Here is a 16,012-nt window from a genome sequence, read left to right as displayed (position 1 = left end):
CTACGCACAGGAAGGGATGCTTAATCGTTTGCGTGTTGCGTTATTTGTTGTATCACATTTTTTTCCTGTGCGCCCAACAGAATTACATGCAGAATCGGCCTGTTAAAAACCGCTGAAATTGCTCATCATTATAGGGTGTGGTTTGCATGTTCACGTCGCGCCAACGTTCTGGCGCAAAGACAAAGGTGAAAAGTATTTATGGTAAATGTTCGTCAGCCCAGGGATATTGCGCAAGTGCTGCTATCGGTGCTGTTTTTAGCCATCATGATTGTGGCCTGTTTGTGGATAGTACAGCCTTTTATTTTGGGGTTTGCATGGGCAGGTACGATTGTTATCGCAACCTGGCCCGTTTTGCTGAAATTACAAAAAATATTGTGGGGCCGCCGCTCGCTTGCCGTACTGGTCATGACGCTGCTGTTAGTGCTACTCTTCGTTATTCCCGTCGCCTTGCTGGTGAACAGCATTGTCGACGGTAGCGGCCCGCTCATCCATGCAGTGACCGGCGGCGATATGACGCTACCCGATCTGGCATGGTTAAATAATATTCCGTTGGTTGGCGCCAAACTGTATGCCGGATGGCATAGCCTGCTGGATATGGGCGGTAGCGCTATTATGGCGAAAGTGCGGCCTTATATCGGCACAACCACGACCTGGTTTGTCGGTCAGGCGGCGCATATCGGACGCTTTATGATGCACTGCGCCCTGATGCTGTTGTTTAGCGCCCTGCTTTACTGGCGCGGCGAACAAGTGGCGATGGGAATACGCCATTTTGCCTGTCGTCTCGCGGCTAAACGCGGCGATGCGGCGGTTCTGCTGGCTGCCCAGGCGATCCGCGCCGTGGCGCTTGGCGTGGTGGTCACCGCGCTGGTACAGGCGGTACTTGGCGGCGTCGGGCTGGCGATTTCCGGCGTGCCTTACGCTACCCTGTTGACGGTAGTGATGATCCTTTCGTGTCTGGTTCAGTTGGGGCCGTTGCCGGTATTGATTCCAGCCATTATCTGGCTTTACTGGACAGGCGACACCACCTGGGGCACCGTGCTGCTGGTTTGGAGCGCCGTCGTCGGCACTCTGGATAACGTGATTCGCCCGGTACTCATCCGCATGGGCGCCGATTTACCGCTGCTTCTGATCCTTTCCGGGGTAATCGGCGGACTGATTGCATTCGGTATGATTGGTCTGTTTATTGGACCGGTGCTTCTGGCCGTGACCTGGCGTTTGTTCTCCGCATGGGTACATGAAGTTCCGGCGCCGACGAATGAACCAGAGGAGATCCTTGAAGAGCTGGATAACATCGAGGAAGCCAACAAGCAGTCATAATCCCGTCGGGCGGCATCGCCGCCCGATGCTTTAGCGACGTTTATCAATTCAACGCACCCCTCATTTTGATTCGCCCGTCTGTTCCCCGCCGCATCTCATTTCTGTCGCAAATCCGTTACAGTTTTTAAACTATTGAGACGAATCTGATCGACGCAAAAAGTGCTCATGCCTACTATTAGCACACGGTTATAAATCAACACATTGATTTATAAGCATGGAAATCCCCTGAGTGAAACAACGAATTGCTGTGTGTAGTCTTTGCCCGTCTCCTACGATGGGCTTTTTTTTACTTCAAGCGGCCAGCCTCACCGTTCATAATGGCAAGAAGAAAAAAAACTGACAGGACACGCATGAAAACCGTCACCGTAAAAAATCTTATCATTGGCGAAGGGATGCCCAAAATTATCGTGTCGTTGATGGGAAGAGACATCAATAGCGTAAAAGCAGAGGCGCTAGCCTACCGCGAAGCTACATTCGATATTCTGGAGTGGCGCGTGGATCACTTTATGGATATCGCATCGACTCAATCCGTTCTTACCGCTGCGCGTGTTATCCGCGATGCGATGCCTGACATTCCGTTACTGTTTACTTTCCGCAGCGCCAAAGAAGGCGGCGAGCAGACAATAACCACTCAGCATTATCTCACGCTTAATCGTGCCGCAATCGACAGCGGCCTGGTCGATATGATCGATCTTGAGCTATTTACCGGTGATGCTGACGTTAAAGCCACTGTCGATTATGCCCATGCGCATAATGTTTATGTCGTGATGTCTAACCACGATTTTCACCAGACGCCGTCCGCAGAGGAAATGGTTCTGCGGCTACGTAAAATGCAAGCGCTCGGCGCGGATATTCCCAAGATTGCCGTTATGCCGCAAAGCAAGCATGATGTATTAACGTTACTCACTGCCACGCTGGAGATGCAGCAACATTACGCCGACCGTCCGGTAATTACTATGTCAATGGCGAAAGAGGGGGTCATTTCACGTCTGGCAGGGGAAGTGTTTGGCTCTGCCGCCACGTTTGGCGCGGTGAAGCAGGCTTCAGCGCCGGGGCAAATCGCCGTAAATGATCTACGCAGTGTATTAATGATTCTGCACAACGCCTGACCCGGCATTATGCAGGCGTCGGGCAACTTACGCCCTATCCGGCCTACACAACATGTTTCTTGTGCAGGCCGGATAAGCATAGCGTTATCTGGTCGCGGTTTACTTCTTCAGTTCCGCCAGACTCAGCCAGGTCTGAACCACGGTGTCCGGGTTCAGCGACAGGCTGTCGATCCCCTCTTCCATCAGCCAGGCGGCAAAGTCTTCATGGTCGGACGGACCCTGACCACAAATTCCAACATATTTGCCCTGTTTTTTCGCCGCGCGGATCGCCATAGACAGCAGCGCTTTCACCGCGTCGTTACGCTCGTCAAACAGTTCAGACACCACGCCGGAATCGCGATCCAGCCCCAGCGCCAGCTGCGTCATGTCGTTAGAACCAATCGAGAAGCCATCAAAATACTCGAGGAACTGTTCAGCCAGCAAGGCATTGGACGGGATCTCGCACATCATGATGATCTTCAGCCCGTTCTCGCCGCGTTTAAGCCCCTGGCGCGCCAGCTCTTCGATGACCGCTTTCGCCTGGTCGACCGTCCGCACGAACGGGATCATGATTTCGACGTTGGTAAGGCCCATATCGTTGCGCACGCGTTTCACCGCTTCGCATTCCAGCGCAAAACAATCGCGGAAACTTTCTGCGACGTAACGACCCGCGCCGCGGAAGCCCAGCATCGGGTTTTCTTCATGCGGCTCATAGCGTTCGCCGCCGACCAGGTTGGCGTATTCGTTGGACTTAAAGTCAGACAGACGAACGATAACGCGTTTCGGGTAGAAGGCGGCGCCTAACGTCGCGATCCCTTCCGTCAGTCGACCAACGTAAAATTCACGCGGCGAGTCAAACCCTTTCATCATCTCACGAATGTCGTTTTGCAGCGCGGCATCCTGGTCGTCAAACTCCAGCAGCGCACGCGGGTGAACGCCAATCATACGGTTAATGATGAATTCCAGTCGCGCCAGACCTACGCCTTCATTCGGCAGGCAGGCAAAGTCAAATGCCCTGTCCGGGTTGCCGACGTTCATCATGACCTTCAGCGGTAGCTCTGGCATGGTATCTACGCTGGAGCTTTTTACGCTGAAATCCAGCATGTCGGCATACACATAACCGGTATCACCTTCTGCGCAGGAGACGGTTACTTTTTCGCCATCTTTCATGCGTTCGGTGGCGTCGCCGCAGCCGACTACCGCCGGAATACCCAATTCGCGGGCGATAATTGCCGCATGACAGGTGCGCCCGCCACGGTTAGTGACAATCGCCGCCGCTTTTTTCATGATCGGTTCCCAGTCCGGGTCGGTCATATCGGTGACAAGCACATCGCCAGGCTCAATACGGTTCATTTCGCCGATATCATGAATAACTTTTACCATACCCGCGCCGATACGATGCCCAATGGCGCGACCTTCGGCAATGATTTTCCCCTGCGCATGTAGCGTATAACGCTCCATCACCTGGCCACGGGAGCGCACGGTTTCCGGACGTGCCTGCACAATAAAGAGCTTACCGGTATGACCGTCTTTCGCCCATTCGATATCCATCGGACGACCATAGTGCTGCTCAATCTGCACCGCTTGTTTCGCCAGCTCCTGCACTTCTTCGTTGGTGAGCGAGAAAATGTCGCGCTGTTCCTGCGGCACATCCTCAATCTTCACTTGCTTGCCGTGCTCCTGGGTGGCGGCGTAAACCATGCGGATTTTTTTCGACCCCATGGTGCGGCGTACGATGGCCGGACGGCCTGCCGCCAGGGTTGGCTTATGGACATAAAATTCATCCGGGTTAACCGCGCCCTGCACCACCATTTCACCCAGTCCCCATGCCGAGGTGATAAAGACCACCTGGTCAAAGCCGGATTCGGTATCGATAGAGAACATCACCCCTGACGAGGCGAGATCGGAGCGAACCATCCGCTGCACGCCAGCGGAAAGCGCTACGCCGCGATGATCATATCCCTGGTGAACGCGATAAGAGATGGCACGATCGTTAAACAGAGAAGCAAATACGTGTTTCACTGCCACCAGTACCGCATCGAAGCCCTGAACGTTAAGAAACGTTTCCTGTTGGCCCGCAAACGAAGCATCTGGCATATCTTCCGCCGTGGCGGAGGAACGCACGGCAAAAGAGGCATTTTCATCATCCGACGAAAGCTGCGCATAGGCATCGCGGATGGCGTTTTCCAGCTCCGGCTGGAAAGGAGTGTCGATAATCCACTGGCGGATCTGCGCGCCCGCTTTCGCCAGCTGGGAGACATCATCAATATCTGTCTTATCCAGCAGCTCATAAATGCGCTGGTTTACGCCACTTTGATCCAAAAACTGGTTAAACGCATCGGCAGTGGTTGCAAAACCATTCGGAACGGATACGCCCATGCCGGAAAGGTTAGTAATCATTTCACCCAGGGAGGCATTTTTGCCCCCAACTCTGTCTACATCATTCATGCCGAGTTGGTTATACCAAAGCACCAGCGGTGACGAGCCATTGTTGGACATCGAACAATCCTTTTGTGATAAATGAACGAGTTTAAGAAACACATAGTTGCGTATTTATCCTGGCATACTTAAACCCGCGAAAAAAACGGTGAATCGTTCAAGCAAATTTATTTTTTCATTTTTTCAGATTGTTTACGTAGTTGCGCAAACCCGCGCATAGCACGGCATTCCCTTAATCACCCTCGGTATAAACTGCGTTTCCAGGAAATGAAACACACTTTTCATTAATTATAAAAAGTGTCTGTCATTTTATAAAATAAGCGACAAGTTATACGTTTCCCGTTACTTTTAATTTATGCTTTCAGATAATTATGTTTACTCTTCAGGATGAACAGAATGGATAATGTTGTTGATCGCCATGTTTTCTATATTTCTGATGGTACCGCCATCACCGCCGAGGTCCTGGGTCACGCGGTTATGTCGCAGTTTCCGGTGACGATCAGCAGCATCACGCTGCCATTCGTGGAAAACGAAAGTCGCGCCCGCGCCGTCAAAGACCAAATTGACGCCATTTATCAGCAAACCGGCGTTCGCCCGCTGGTGTTTTACTCGATTGTTTTACCTGAAATTCGCGCCATCATCTTACAGAGCGAAGGTTTCTGCCAGGATATCGTCCAGGCGCTGGTGGCGCCGCTTCAGCAGGAGATGAAACTGGATCCGACGCCGATCGCTCATCGTACTCATGGGCTTAATCCGGGTAACCTGAACAAGTATGACGCCCGTATTGCCGCTATCGATTATACCCTGGCGCATGATGATGGCATTTCATTGCGCAACCTCGATCAGGCTCAGGTCATTTTGCTTGGCGTTTCGCGCTGTGGAAAAACGCCCACCAGTCTCTATCTGGCGATGCAATTCGGTATTCGTGCGGCTAACTACCCTTTCATCGCCGATGATATGGATAATTTGACGCTGCCCACATCGTTAAAACCGCTACAACATAAACTGTTCGGCCTGACAATTGACCCTGAACGCCTGGCGGCTATTCGCGAAGAACGCCGTGAAAACAGTCGCTATGCCTCGTTGCGTCAGTGCCGCATGGAAGTGGCGGAGGTCGAAGCGCTGTATCGTAAGAATCAGATCCCCTGCCTGAACAGCACCAATTATTCTGTTGAAGAGATAGCCACCAAGATTCTCGATATTATGGGGCTTAACCGCAGGATGTACTAGCAAACTAGTTTAATGGTTTGGTTTTTGTTATCATGCTGTTCTGCCTGCGAGGTGTGACACGCCTCGCACTTGAAATCAGCAGGGATTGGTTTATCGTGATGCCCATCACTTCCCGGTAGTCCTGCCGTTGAAGCAACAAATTTCTGAGACTTGTAATGAACAGAACCGACGAACTCCGTACTGCGCGTATCGACAGCCTGGTAACACCGACCGAACTCGCGCAGCGGTATCCTGTATCGTCCTCCGTCGCCAGTCACGTTACCGACTCCCGACGCCGGATAGAAAAGATTTTAAATGGTGAAGATCCACGGCTACTGGTCGTCATTGGCCCCTGTTCGATTCACGATCTGAATGCTGCCATGGAATACGCGACGCAGCTCCAGGCACAACGCCAAAAGCATCAGGCGCGTCTGGAGATCGTCATGCGCACCTATTTTGAAAAACCGCGCACCGTCGTGGGATGGAAAGGCCTGATTTCCGATCCCGACTTGAATGGAAGTTACCGCGTCAATTATGGGCTTGAACTTGCGCGTCGCTTGCTATTGCAGGTGAACGAACTGGGAGTACCGACCGCCACAGAATTTCTTGATATGGTCACTGGCCAGTTTATTGCCGATCTGATCAGTTGGGGAGCGATTGGCGCGCGTACCACCGAAAGCCAAATCCATCGGGAAATGGCTTCTGCGCTCTCTTGTCCGGTCGGCTTTAAAAATGGTACGGATGGCAATACTCGCATTGCCGTTGACGCTATTCGCGCCTCCCGCGCCAGCCATATGTTTCTCTCGCCGGATAAAGACGGACAGATGACCATCTACCAGACGAGTGGCAACCCGTATGGGCACATCATCATGCGCGGCGGTAAAAAACCGAACTACCACGCTGAAGATATTGCCGCCGCCTGCGACACGTTGCATGAATTTGATCTGCCGGAACATCTGGTCGTCGACTTCAGCCACGGCAACTGTCAAAAACAGCATCGCCGCCAGTTGGAGGTATGTGATGATATTTGCCAGCAGATTCGTAATGGCTCCACGGCAATTGCCGGGATTATGGCCGAGAGTTTTTTACGGGAAGGCACGCAAAAAATTATCAGCGGTCAACCATTAATCTATGGTCAGTCCATTACCGATCCCTGCCTGAACTGGGAAGATACGGAAGTTCTGTTGGAAAAACTGGCCGCGGCGGTAGATAGCCGCTTTTAATAGCTCGCCCATCCTGCCGGGATGGGCGTTTCTTCGATGCTTTACCCGCCCTTTTCTCTCCCCGCGCGTATATCACTCCACAGAATTAGCACTTGCTGTCATCGCATTAATTATTGATAATAATAATCATTGTGAGTTTGATTATTAATAAATAACATGTCGCGTATGGATAACACCGAGCTGCCTCACCCTAAGGAAATAGACAATGAAACGCTTCTCCCTGCTGCTGAACGGCGCGTCAACAGTCAGGCGCTATTAGGTCCGGACGGCAAAGTCATTATCGATCACAACGGTCAGGAGTATCTGTTGCGCAAAACTCAGGCCGGTAAGCTACTGTTAACCAAATAGCGCTCCGCCAGCAAACGATACTGCTGGCATCAGGCTAACTTGAACAACTGACCTCCAGCCGCTTTCCCCACTCCGGTGGTCGGCTGGCATAGTCATCATCTCGATCGGTAAAAGGTTGACGTAAAACTTCATGCAACCGATGCAGTTCCGCCATATCTCCCTGTTCAGCCGCATCTATCGCGCGTTGCGCCAGCCAGTTCCGCAACACAATCGCAGGATTCACGCGTTGCATCTGCTGCTGGCGCAGCGCGTCATCCACCGCCTCTGTGCGCAATCGCGCCCGGTAGCGGTCGAACCAGGCATCGAACGCCGTGCGATCGATAAACGTATCCCGCAACGGCGAGGAAGCGCTCTGTTGCTCCGTATGGCTTAACATCCGAAATGTACGGGTATAATCACTCCCTTCGCGCGCCATCAGACTAAACAATTCATTCAGTAAAGCGTTATCGTCTTTTTGCTCGGTAAAGAAGCCCAGCTTCTGGCGCATTCGCTGCCCATAGTGCGTTAACAACGCGTCCTGGTAACGATCCAGCGCTCTGTTTAACGCGTCGATCTCAATAAAAGGAGTTAACGTCTGCGCCAGACGTTGTAAATTCCACAGCGCCACCGACGGTTGATTATCGAAGCGGTAACGTCCCTGATGATCGGAATGGTTACCAATGAAGCCGGGATCGTAGTCGTCGAGAAAACCAAAGGGGCCATAGTCGATGGTCAGCCCCAGAATCGACATGTTATCCGTATTCATAACGCCGTGCGAAAAACCGACGGTTTGCCACTCGGCGATGAGTCTTCCGGTACGCGCCGCCACCTCTTCAAACCACAAAGCATATTTTTCCGGGACATCCTGCCATTGCGGCCAGTAATGACGAATAGCGAAATCAGCCAGTTGCTGAACTTTTTCCGGCTCACGGCGGTAGTAGAAATGCTCGAAATGACCAAAACGCATATGACTTTGCGCCAGACGCATTAACATCGCGCCCGTTTCCTGCGTCTCTCGCTGAACCGGCGTATCGCTGGCTACGATAGATAACGCGCGCGTAGTGGGAATACCCAGATAATGCATGGCTTCGCTGGCAAGACTTTCTCGTATGGTTGAACGCAGGACGGCGCGTCCATCCCCCATTCGCGAATAGGGTGTTAATCCGGCGCCTTTCAGATGCCAGTCGAGGGTCGAGCCATCCGCCAGGAGCTGTTCGCCCAGCAAAATACCGCGTCCGTCGCCGAGTTGTCCCGCCCAGACGCCGAACTGATGCCCGCTATATACCTGCGCGACAGGCGACATACCGGGTAATAAGGTTTCGCCGCCCCAAACGCCAGCGCCATTGGTAACGTCAAATAACGACGCGGGAATGGCTAACTGCTGCGCCAGTTCGTCGTTATACCAAATCAGTCGCGCATTTTTTAACGGTGTGGGTAAAAGCGCGGTATACGTTGCTGGCAGTTCATCGCGCCAACGGGCAGTAAAAGACAGGGTCATAGGGCCTCCTGTCTTCAGTGTAGACGGTTAATCACCGGTTAAACACCGGCAAACAGAAAGGTTATCGCTGAACGAGTTTAATGAGCTGGTTTACCGGCACCGGAGGCCATAGTCCGCCCTGAAATGCGCTAAACCCCAATGGCGCTGCGCGCGCAAACATCGCCTCAGTATCAATACCGGCAATCATCAGCGACTCGCAGCTGGAGGAGATCTGGGCAACGATGGCGTGCATGAATGGTTCGAATGAGATCATTTCAGCTCGCTGCTGAATAAAATTTTTATCCAACATGACTCGTTTGAAAAGTCCATCGAAAATAGCTTTAGTCGACGCCTCGCCTGCCCCAAAATTTGCCAGCATTAATGGGAAATGCATTGCCAGATTAGCTAACGTTTCATTGTTTTTGCCCTGGTTTAACCCAGGATAATTCTCATTTATAGCTAATTCAAGAAACGGAAAGCGCGCTGCCCGGGAAAAAAGTTCGCTATCTAATAATAATAAGTCACTAATTGCAGGCGGTAAATTAAGCCATGCAATAAGTTTATGCTGAATAAAAAAGTGCTGACAGGTTTCTAACAATGCCAGTTTTTCAACAAACAGACAGTATTGTTCCTCCACCGAAAGGCGAGGCGCTACCAACTCAGTCGGCATCCGCACGGCGCCGTCTTCAGCGGCAAACGTTGCAATAATCTCTAAACCAACAAGCCGAGCGTTTTCATCCATGACGGGAAGGAAAAAGAGTTCGGAATGGTAAAGCTCATCAAGTGAAGCAATCATTACGCCAGTCCCATGGTTAGGGCGCTATTCGCCATCCAGTCACTACGGACGGAAACAGACGTAACTTCAGATACTAATTGAAGCGTCATCATTTTTCTTGTTTACCGGTAAACCGGTTCCTTTTTTTAACTTACTCTGATTATAAACCAATATCCAATGTTGTACTTTTAACAGGGCGTGAGCACGCCCGTTTTTAATAAAAGTACGTTTGTAAATGCTACGGTTATATCATTATATATGATGACAACAGATGTCATAAGTTCAACCGACGGTATGTTAAAAATAGACTATAAAATTTATATCGTCTGCGAGGTTAAATTCGCCGTGCCTGCCAGAAGTTTTTTCGCCAGTACACATTATCCAGCGATGAACGCATCACGCCACGACTGGTAGAGGCATGAATAAACTCATTATTTGTATCGTAAATACCAACATGTAAACCACTTTCGCCCGAACCGGTTTTAAAGAAAACCAAATCTCCAGGCAGCAATTCATCTTTATCGATTCTGGTGCCGATTTTTGATTGTTCACGCGTATCACGAGGCAACTGCAAATCAAACTTGTCGCGCATAGTGACTACCACAAAGCCGGAACAGTCCACACCTCTGCGACTCATACCGCCGTAACGGTATGGCGTACCACGCCAGGACTGCAACTGATCGTTCAGACCCGCAATGACGGTAATGGAGTCTGATAATCTGGCGTTTGGCGCCGGTGCCCGATGAGTACTGCATCCTGCCAGGAACAATGCTGTGATAACAAGAAGCCAAAAACGCATGCCGCAACAATCCTCTGTTTTTATTTTGGTATTAATTTAGCGTCGAAATTACCTGCTTTTCAAGAAACGATTTTACTTAAGTGGCCGAAATGAGCATTGGATGCCCCTCAACGTCGAGTCGTCGAAAGCGCAGACCGTAGGCTTGCGCCAGATAAGAGGGGGTGAGCACCTCTTCCCGGCGGCCGCAGGCAATGAGTTTACCGCGCTTTAGTAACCAGGCTTTATGCGCATGGCGCAGCGTGTGGTTCAGATCGTGGCTACTCATCACAATCGCGATTCCTGCCTGACACAAATGATGTAATACCCGATCCAAAGCGTTTTGTTGCGCAACATCGAGACTGTTCATCGGCTCATCAAGCAGCAATAATTGACCGACCGGATTAGCGTCGGGATGAATTTGTAGTACAACGGCAGCAAGGCGAACGCGCTGCCACTCGCCACCGGAAAGCTGATTCACGCTTCGCCCCAGTTTGTCGCCCAATCCAAGCATATCGGCCACCTCGTTAAGCTGCCCGGTTCGCGTTTTATCCGGTTGATGCAATGTCAGGTAATGCCAGACCGGCATGGCGAACGGCGGATTTTGCTGTTGCGCAAGATAAGCGCGGTGTTGGGCAAGCGTTGCCGTCGCCCATGCCTCCAGCGGCGCTCCGCCAAACCTGATGCTCCCCTCGCCTGAGGTTAACCCCGCCATACGCGCCAGCAACGTGCTTTTTCCGGCGCCGTTCGGCCCGACAAGGTGAAGGATCTCTCCTGCGCTTACTTCGCCGGAAAGCGGCCCCAGGCGGGTGCTCTCGGCGACGTCCTTTAATTGCATCAATTGAGACATTATTTTGCCAACGCGATTTTTATGCTTTCCATCACAATAGGATCTTCAGGCGTCATATCCGGCGAAAAACGCTGTACTACCTGACCATCCCGGCCTACCAAAAATTTTTCAAAATTCCACAGAATATCATCCGGATAGAGTGGCGTACGCCCTTTGCTTACCATCCGTTCGTAAAAGCCGCTCTTCTCCGGCGCGACTGCCGTTGGCGCAGCGGCTATCAGTTTTTGATACAGCGGATGGCGCGCGTCGCCATTCACATCAATTTTACTGAACATCGGGAACGTGACGTGCCAGGTGCTGGCGCAATAGGTTTTAATCTCTTCTTCGCTGCCTGGCTCCTGCCCCATAAACTGGTTGCAGGGAAAACCCAACACGACAAACCCCTGATCTGCCCACGCCTTCTGGATATTTTCCAGCTGTTCATATTGCGGCGTCAGGCCACATCTGGAGGCGACGTTTACAATGAGCAGCACTTTTCCGGCATATTTTTCAAGTGTAGTGACCTCTCCATCAATCGTCGTAACGTGAGTATTAAGAAGCGAGTTTTGCATGGTGTCTCCCTGATGTCGGTAGAATAGCGGGTTTCATCGTTAGCCTTTAATCATAGACTGCGAATGATGAAAGCAGTTGTTTGCCGATGCGCTAACGCGCGGATTTGAGCAGCAGCCAGATAAACACTGGTGCCCCCAATGTGGCGGTGACCACCCCGATAGGCAGTTCAGCCGACGCCAGCGCCAGTCGGGCGACCACATCAGCCAATAGCAGGGCGATAGCCCCGGCCAGCGCGCAGCCGGGAAGTAAAACCCGGTGATCGGTTAAACCACATAAGCGCAGGATGTGCGGAATAACCAGACCGATAAAACCAATCGCCCCCGCCATCGCCACGCTGACGCCCACCATCCAGCCGGTGGCGACGACCAACAAATTGCGCCAGAACCACAGCGGCAGGCCAAGTTGCCGCGCCGAGGTTTCCCCTAGCGCCAGCATATTCAGCGGTTGCGACTGGCAACATATCCAGATCAGTACCGGGATGAGCGCAATCATTAGCCAGCTCTGCTGCCAGTCAACGCCGCCGAATCCTCCCATCATCCAGTACATTAATTGCCGCAGATCGAAAGAGGTGGAAAAATAGATAGCCCACGTCATCAGCGCGCTACAGATAATGCCCAGCGCGACGCCCGCCAACAACAAGCGGCTGGTAGAGAGATGGCGGCGCGCAAAACGCAGCAGGATTAACGTAATAATGAGCGCGCCGGCTATAGCGCACAGTCCCAGCGCCCATCCTGGCAGTTGCCCCTGCCCCAGTAAGACGGCGGCAATAAGCCCAACACCGGCCCCATTCGAAACGCCGAGCAGACCCGGTTCAGCAAGTGGGTTTTCAAACAGCGCCTGCATCACAGCGCCCGATAGCGCCAGCGCAGCGCCAACCAGCAATACCGCAAGCGTGCGGGGAAGGCGAATTTGCCAGACAAACAGTTCTCCCCGAGCGCTTAACCAGTCACCGGGGGCAATCCACTGTTCGCCTGCGCATAAGCTCAGAAATGTAGCCAGTAGCACCAGCAGTGACAGGCTCAGAAGCCAGCGAACGTTTCGTCGCTGTTGTTGGCGGGCAAAAGTCAGCATGTTATCCATTCAGCTGAAAAGAGGTAGCGTGATTTTACGGTGGGTATCCTTTACTTGAAAGAAAAAAGGCCGCAATGCGGCCTTTTTAGTTATACGAGTCATCTTTCAGGCTAACAGATACGCTGTCATCCCGCTGATCTACTTTCGGGATGGCAGCGTATCTGCCGCAACACACCCTGATGGATGTTATGCCTGGATCTGATTACTCTTCTTTGGGCGAAGCGTTCTCGACCCGGCTCTTTAACTTCTGCCCGGGTCTGAAGGTCACCACGCGCCGTGCTGTAATAGGAATATCTTCACCCGTTTTCGGGTTACGCCCCGGACGTTGATTTTTATCACGCAGATCGAAGTTACCAAAACCAGAGAGTTTCACCTGCTCACCGTTTTCCAGAGCACGACGGATCTCTTCGAAAAACAGTTCAACCAGTTCTTTGGCATCCCGCTTGCTAAGCCCAAGCTTATCAAACAGATATTCTGACATTTCAGCTTTTGTAAGCGCCATAGGTTCAATCCCTCAATGATGCCTGGAATCGCTCTTTTAATGCCTCTACACATTTGGCGACGGTAGCGGCAATCTCCTCTTCTTCGAGTGTACGGTTGGTATCCTGAAGGATCAGGCTGATAGCGAGGCTCTTATAACCCTCCGCAACACCCTTACCGCGGTACACGTCAAATAAGTTTACGCCAACTACCTGATTTACGCCAACTTTCTTACATTCGGATAAAATATCCGCTGCGGGAACGTTTTCTGCAACAACAACCGCAATATCGCGACGGTTGGCCGGGAAGCGTGAAATCTCCCGCGCCTGCGGCACGATACGGTCTGCGAGCTTATTCCATTCCAGTTCAAACACCAGCGTACGACCATTCAGATCCAGTTTACGTTCCAGTTCAGGGTGAACAACCCCAATAAAACCAATACGTTCATCTTTCAGATAAATCGCCGCAGACTGTCCCGGATGCAGAGCCGGATTCATCTCCGCCTTAAACTGGATATCACCCAGTTTGCCGGTTAAATCCAATACCGCTTCCAGATCGCCTTTCAAATCATAGAAATCAACGGTCTCTTTTGCCAGGTTCCAATGCTCATCATAGCGGTTGCCGCAAATCACGCCAGCCAGCATCAGATCCTGTCGAATACCCAGATTGGCTTGTGTATCCGGAACGAAACGTAAACCGGTTTCAAAAATACGCACGCGATTCTGCTGGCGGTTTTGGTTATAGACCACAGTCGTCAGCAATCCGCTCCACAGAGACAGACGCATCGCCGACATCTCAACGGAGATAGGGTTTGGCAGCAGCAGCGCTTCTGCGCCTGGATGGATAAGCTGTTGTACTTTAGGATCGACAAAGCTATAGGTAATCACTTCCTGATAGCCTTTGTCGTTCAGCATGGTTTTAACCCGCTTCAACGACAGATCGGCTTCACGGTGCGTCCCCATGATTAAACCGGCCTGGATTGGCTCGTCCGGAATATTGTTATAACCGTAAACGCGGGCCACCTCTTCCACCAGATCTTCTTCAATCTCCATATCGAAACGCCAGGTCGGCGCCACGGCTTTCCACTCGTCCTGCCCTTCGGTCACTTCACAGCCCAGACGACGCAGAATATCACTGACCTGCTCATCCGCAATATGATGCCCGATCAGGCGATCCAGTTTACTGCGACGCAGCGTAATGGTGGCGCGTTTCGGCAACGTTGCTTCGTTGCTCACATCAATTATCGGACCCGCATCACCGCCACAGATATCAAGAAGCAGACGAGTAGCGCGCTCTATCGCTTTATATTGCAGCGCCGGGTCTACCCCGCGCTCGTAGCGATGAGACGCATCGGTATGCAGACCGTGGCGGCGAGCGCGACCGGTGATAGACAGCGGATTAAAGTACGCACATTCCAGCAGCACATTTTGCGTTTCGCCGTTCACGCCGGAATGTTCGCCGCCAAAAATACCGGCTATCCCCAGCGCCTTATGGTGATCGGCGATCACCAGCGTGTCCGCATTTAACGTCGCTTCGCTACCGTCCAGCAGGACGACGGTTTCACCCTCTTTTGCCATCCGCACGACAATACCGCCATCAATGCGATCTTTATCGAAAGCATGCATTGGCTGACCCAGTTCGAGCAACACATAGTTGGTGACGTCAACCACCGCATCGATGGAGCGAATACCGCAGCGACGCAGTTTCTCTTTCATCCACAGCGGCGTCGGCGCGTTAACATTGATGCCTTTTACCACCCGGCCCAGATAGCGTGGACACGCATCAGCGGCCTCTACCGTAATCGGCAGCGTATCGCTGATGGTTGCCGCAACCGGCGCCATTTCAGGCTCCTGGAGCGGCGCTTTGTTCAGTACCGCCACATCACGCGCAACGCCGATGATACCTAAGCAATCCGCACGGTTCGGCGTGACGCTAATTTCGATGGTATTGTCGTCGAGCTTCAGGTATTCACGGATATCGGTACCCAGCGGCGCATCCGCCGGCAGTTCGATAATGCCGCTGTGATCGTCGGAAATCCCCAGTTCGGAGAAGGAGCACAGCATCCCTTCAGACGGTTCGCCGCGCAGTTTTGCCGCTTTAATTTTGAAATCGCCCGGCAGAATAGCGCCAATGGTGGCCACCGCTACTTTCAGCCCCTGACGACAGTTTGGCGCGCCGCAGACGATATCCAACAGGCGTTCTCCGCCGACGTTGACTTTCGTTACACGCAATTTGTCAGCGTTCGGATGCTGGGCGCACTCAACCACTTCCCCAACCACAACGCCATTGAAGCTTCCCGCGACCGGCTCAACGCCGTCTACTTCCAGGCCAGCCATCGTAATCTGGTTAGCCAACGCATCGCTATCAATTGCCGGGTTAACCCACTCGCGTAACCACAGTTCGCTGAATTTCATTGTTTTATCCTGCCT

14 protein-coding genes and 1 other RNA gene are annotated in these 16,012 nt (G+C 52.2%); 6 read left to right on the top strand and 9 right to left on the bottom strand.

Features of this window, described 5'->3' with window-relative positions:
- Positions 1-198 precede the first annotated feature (198 nt).
- From ydiK to aroD, 3 genes are all read left to right on the top strand, one after another.
- The gene (gene ydiK, locus J4614_RS01830; RefSeq protein WP_138019788.1) at positions 199-1,317 is read left to right on the top strand and encodes an AI-2E family transporter YdiK; all 1,119 of its coding nucleotides are present in this window, start codon (positions 199-201) and stop codon (positions 1,315-1,317) included.
- Positions 1,318-1,499: 182 nt separating this feature from the next.
- An RNA gene (gene rprA / locus J4614_RS01825) (antisense sRNA RprA) lies at positions 1,500-1,607 on the top strand.
- 60 nt (positions 1,608-1,667) lie between these two features.
- Positions 1,668-2,426 (top strand): type I 3-dehydroquinate dehydratase, encoded by a 759-nt coding sequence (gene aroD, locus J4614_RS01820; protein ID WP_000860215.1) that lies wholly within the window; start codon positions 1,668-1,670, stop codon positions 2,424-2,426.
- A gap of 99 nt (positions 2,427-2,525) precedes the next feature.
- Here the strand turns inward: aroD and ppsA are convergent, their stop codons facing one another.
- Positions 2,526-4,904, bottom strand: coding sequence for a phosphoenolpyruvate synthase (ppsA, locus tag J4614_RS01815; protein ID WP_138019789.1), 2,379 nt, complete (start codon positions 4,902-4,904; stop codon positions 2,526-2,528).
- A 336-nt stretch (positions 4,905-5,240) separates the two neighbouring features.
- Here ppsA and ppsR point away from each other — a divergent pair, with 336 nt between their 5' ends.
- The 3 genes from ppsR (at position 5,241) to hemP (ending at position 7,624) form a co-directional block, all read left to right on the top strand.
- The gene (gene ppsR, locus J4614_RS01810) at positions 5,241-6,074 is read left to right on the top strand and encodes a posphoenolpyruvate synthetase regulatory kinase/phosphorylase PpsR (RefSeq protein WP_000370992.1); all 834 of its coding nucleotides are present in this window, start codon (positions 5,241-5,243) and stop codon (positions 6,072-6,074) included.
- Positions 6,075-6,229: 155 nt separating this feature from the next.
- On the top strand, positions 6,230-7,276 hold the full coding sequence (gene aroH / locus J4614_RS01805; RefSeq protein WP_001082196.1) for a 3-deoxy-7-phosphoheptulonate synthase AroH: 1,047 nt from the start codon (positions 6,230-6,232) through the stop codon (positions 7,274-7,276).
- Between the two features lie 156 nt (positions 7,277-7,432).
- Positions 7,433-7,624 (top strand): hemin uptake protein HemP, encoded by a 192-nt coding sequence (hemP, locus tag J4614_RS01800; RefSeq protein ID WP_000089115.1) that lies wholly within the window; start codon positions 7,433-7,435, stop codon positions 7,622-7,624.
- A 34-nt stretch (positions 7,625-7,658) separates the two neighbouring features.
- Here hemP and selO read toward each other — a convergent pair whose 3' ends face one another.
- The 8 genes from selO to pheT form a co-directional block, all read right to left on the bottom strand.
- A complete protein-coding gene (gene selO / locus J4614_RS01795; RefSeq protein WP_023213408.1) occupies positions 7,659-9,101 on the bottom strand; it encodes a protein adenylyltransferase SelO in 1,443 nt (480 codons plus the stop codon).
- A gap of 61 nt (positions 9,102-9,162) precedes the next feature.
- Positions 9,163-9,876: an anti-FlhDC factor YdiV gene (gene ydiV / locus J4614_RS01790; protein ID WP_000562004.1), complete on the bottom strand. Its 714-nt coding sequence runs from the start codon at positions 9,874-9,876 to the stop codon at positions 9,163-9,165.
- A 313-nt stretch (positions 9,877-10,189) separates the two neighbouring features.
- Positions 10,190-10,654 (bottom strand): NlpC/P60 family protein, encoded by a 465-nt coding sequence (locus J4614_RS01785; RefSeq protein ID WP_001213256.1) that lies wholly within the window; start codon positions 10,652-10,654, stop codon positions 10,190-10,192.
- 76 nt (positions 10,655-10,730) lie between these two features.
- Positions 10,731-11,480, bottom strand: coding sequence for a vitamin B12 ABC transporter ATP-binding protein BtuD (gene btuD / locus J4614_RS01780; protein ID WP_000080607.1), 750 nt, complete (start codon positions 11,478-11,480; stop codon positions 10,731-10,733).
- Entirely contained in the window at positions 11,480-12,031 is a 552-nt protein-coding gene (locus J4614_RS01775) for a glutathione peroxidase (protein WP_001181568.1), read from the bottom strand. The genes btuD and J4614_RS01775 overlap by 1 nt, the downstream gene beginning before the upstream one ends.
- Positions 12,032-12,122: 91 nt before the next feature.
- The gene (gene btuC, locus J4614_RS01770) at positions 12,123-13,103 is read right to left on the bottom strand and encodes a vitamin B12 ABC transporter permease BtuC (RefSeq protein ID WP_000954977.1); all 981 of its coding nucleotides are present in this window, start codon (positions 13,101-13,103) and stop codon (positions 12,123-12,125) included.
- A 202-nt stretch (positions 13,104-13,305) separates the two neighbouring features.
- Positions 13,306-13,605: an integration host factor subunit alpha gene (gene ihfA / locus J4614_RS01765; RefSeq protein ID WP_001229266.1), complete on the bottom strand. Its 300-nt coding sequence runs from the start codon at positions 13,603-13,605 to the stop codon at positions 13,306-13,308.
- 4 nt (positions 13,606-13,609) lie between these two features.
- Positions 13,610-15,997 carry a phenylalanine--tRNA ligase subunit beta gene (gene pheT / locus J4614_RS01760; protein ID WP_000672395.1) on the bottom strand — a complete coding sequence of 796 codons (2,388 nt, stop codon included), beginning with the start codon at positions 15,995-15,997 and terminating at the stop codon, positions 13,610-13,612.
- Positions 15,998-16,012: the final 15 nt, after the last annotated feature.

Origin of the sequence: Salmonella sp. 32031103-2018-00083-FB-01-SM-01, from assembly GCF_017571995.1 — a bacterium.
GTDB classification, from domain to species: Bacteria; Pseudomonadota; Gammaproteobacteria; order Enterobacterales; family Enterobacteriaceae; genus Salmonella; species Salmonella enterica.
Note: the sequence above shows the minus strand (reverse complement) of the source record. Positions and strands in the feature narration are given on the sequence as shown.

What these genes read in the sequence shown, in the direction of transcription:
- hemP (WP_000089115.1), top strand. Translation starts at nt 7,433, where the DNA reads ATGTCGCGTATGGATAACACCGAGCTGCCTCACCCTAAGGAAATAGAC.
- ydiK (WP_138019788.1), top strand. Translation starts at nt 199, where the DNA reads ATGGTAAATGTTCGTCAGCCCAGGGATATTGCGCAAGTGCTGCTATCG.
- J4614_RS01775 (WP_001181568.1), bottom strand. Translation starts at nt 12,031, where the DNA reads ATGCAAAACTCGCTTCTTAATACTCACGTTACGACGATTGATGGAGAG.
- btuC (WP_000954977.1), bottom strand. Translation starts at nt 13,103, where the DNA reads ATGCTGACTTTTGCCCGCCAACAACAGCGACGAAACGTTCGCTGGCTT.
- ydiV (WP_000562004.1), bottom strand. Translation starts at nt 9,876, where the DNA reads ATGATTGCTTCACTTGATGAGCTTTACCATTCCGAACTCTTTTTCCTT.
- ihfA (WP_001229266.1), bottom strand. Translation starts at nt 13,605, where the DNA reads ATGGCGCTTACAAAAGCTGAAATGTCAGAATATCTGTTTGATAAGCTT.
- ppsA (WP_138019789.1), bottom strand. Translation starts at nt 4,904, where the DNA reads ATGTCCAACAATGGCTCGTCACCGCTGGTGCTTTGGTATAACCAACTC.
- pheT (WP_000672395.1), bottom strand. Translation starts at nt 15,997, where the DNA reads ATGAAATTCAGCGAACTGTGGTTACGCGAGTGGGTTAACCCGGCAATT.
- selO (WP_023213408.1), bottom strand. Translation starts at nt 9,101, where the DNA reads ATGACCCTGTCTTTTACTGCCCGTTGGCGCGATGAACTGCCAGCAACG.
- aroH (WP_001082196.1), top strand. Translation starts at nt 6,230, where the DNA reads ATGAACAGAACCGACGAACTCCGTACTGCGCGTATCGACAGCCTGGTA.
- J4614_RS01785 (WP_001213256.1), bottom strand. Translation starts at nt 10,654, where the DNA reads ATGCGTTTTTGGCTTCTTGTTATCACAGCATTGTTCCTGGCAGGATGC.
- btuD (WP_000080607.1), bottom strand. Translation starts at nt 11,480, where the DNA reads ATGTCTCAATTGATGCAATTAAAGGACGTCGCCGAGAGCACCCGCCTG.
- aroD (WP_000860215.1), top strand. Translation starts at nt 1,668, where the DNA reads ATGAAAACCGTCACCGTAAAAAATCTTATCATTGGCGAAGGGATGCCC.
- ppsR (WP_000370992.1), top strand. Translation starts at nt 5,241, where the DNA reads ATGGATAATGTTGTTGATCGCCATGTTTTCTATATTTCTGATGGTACC.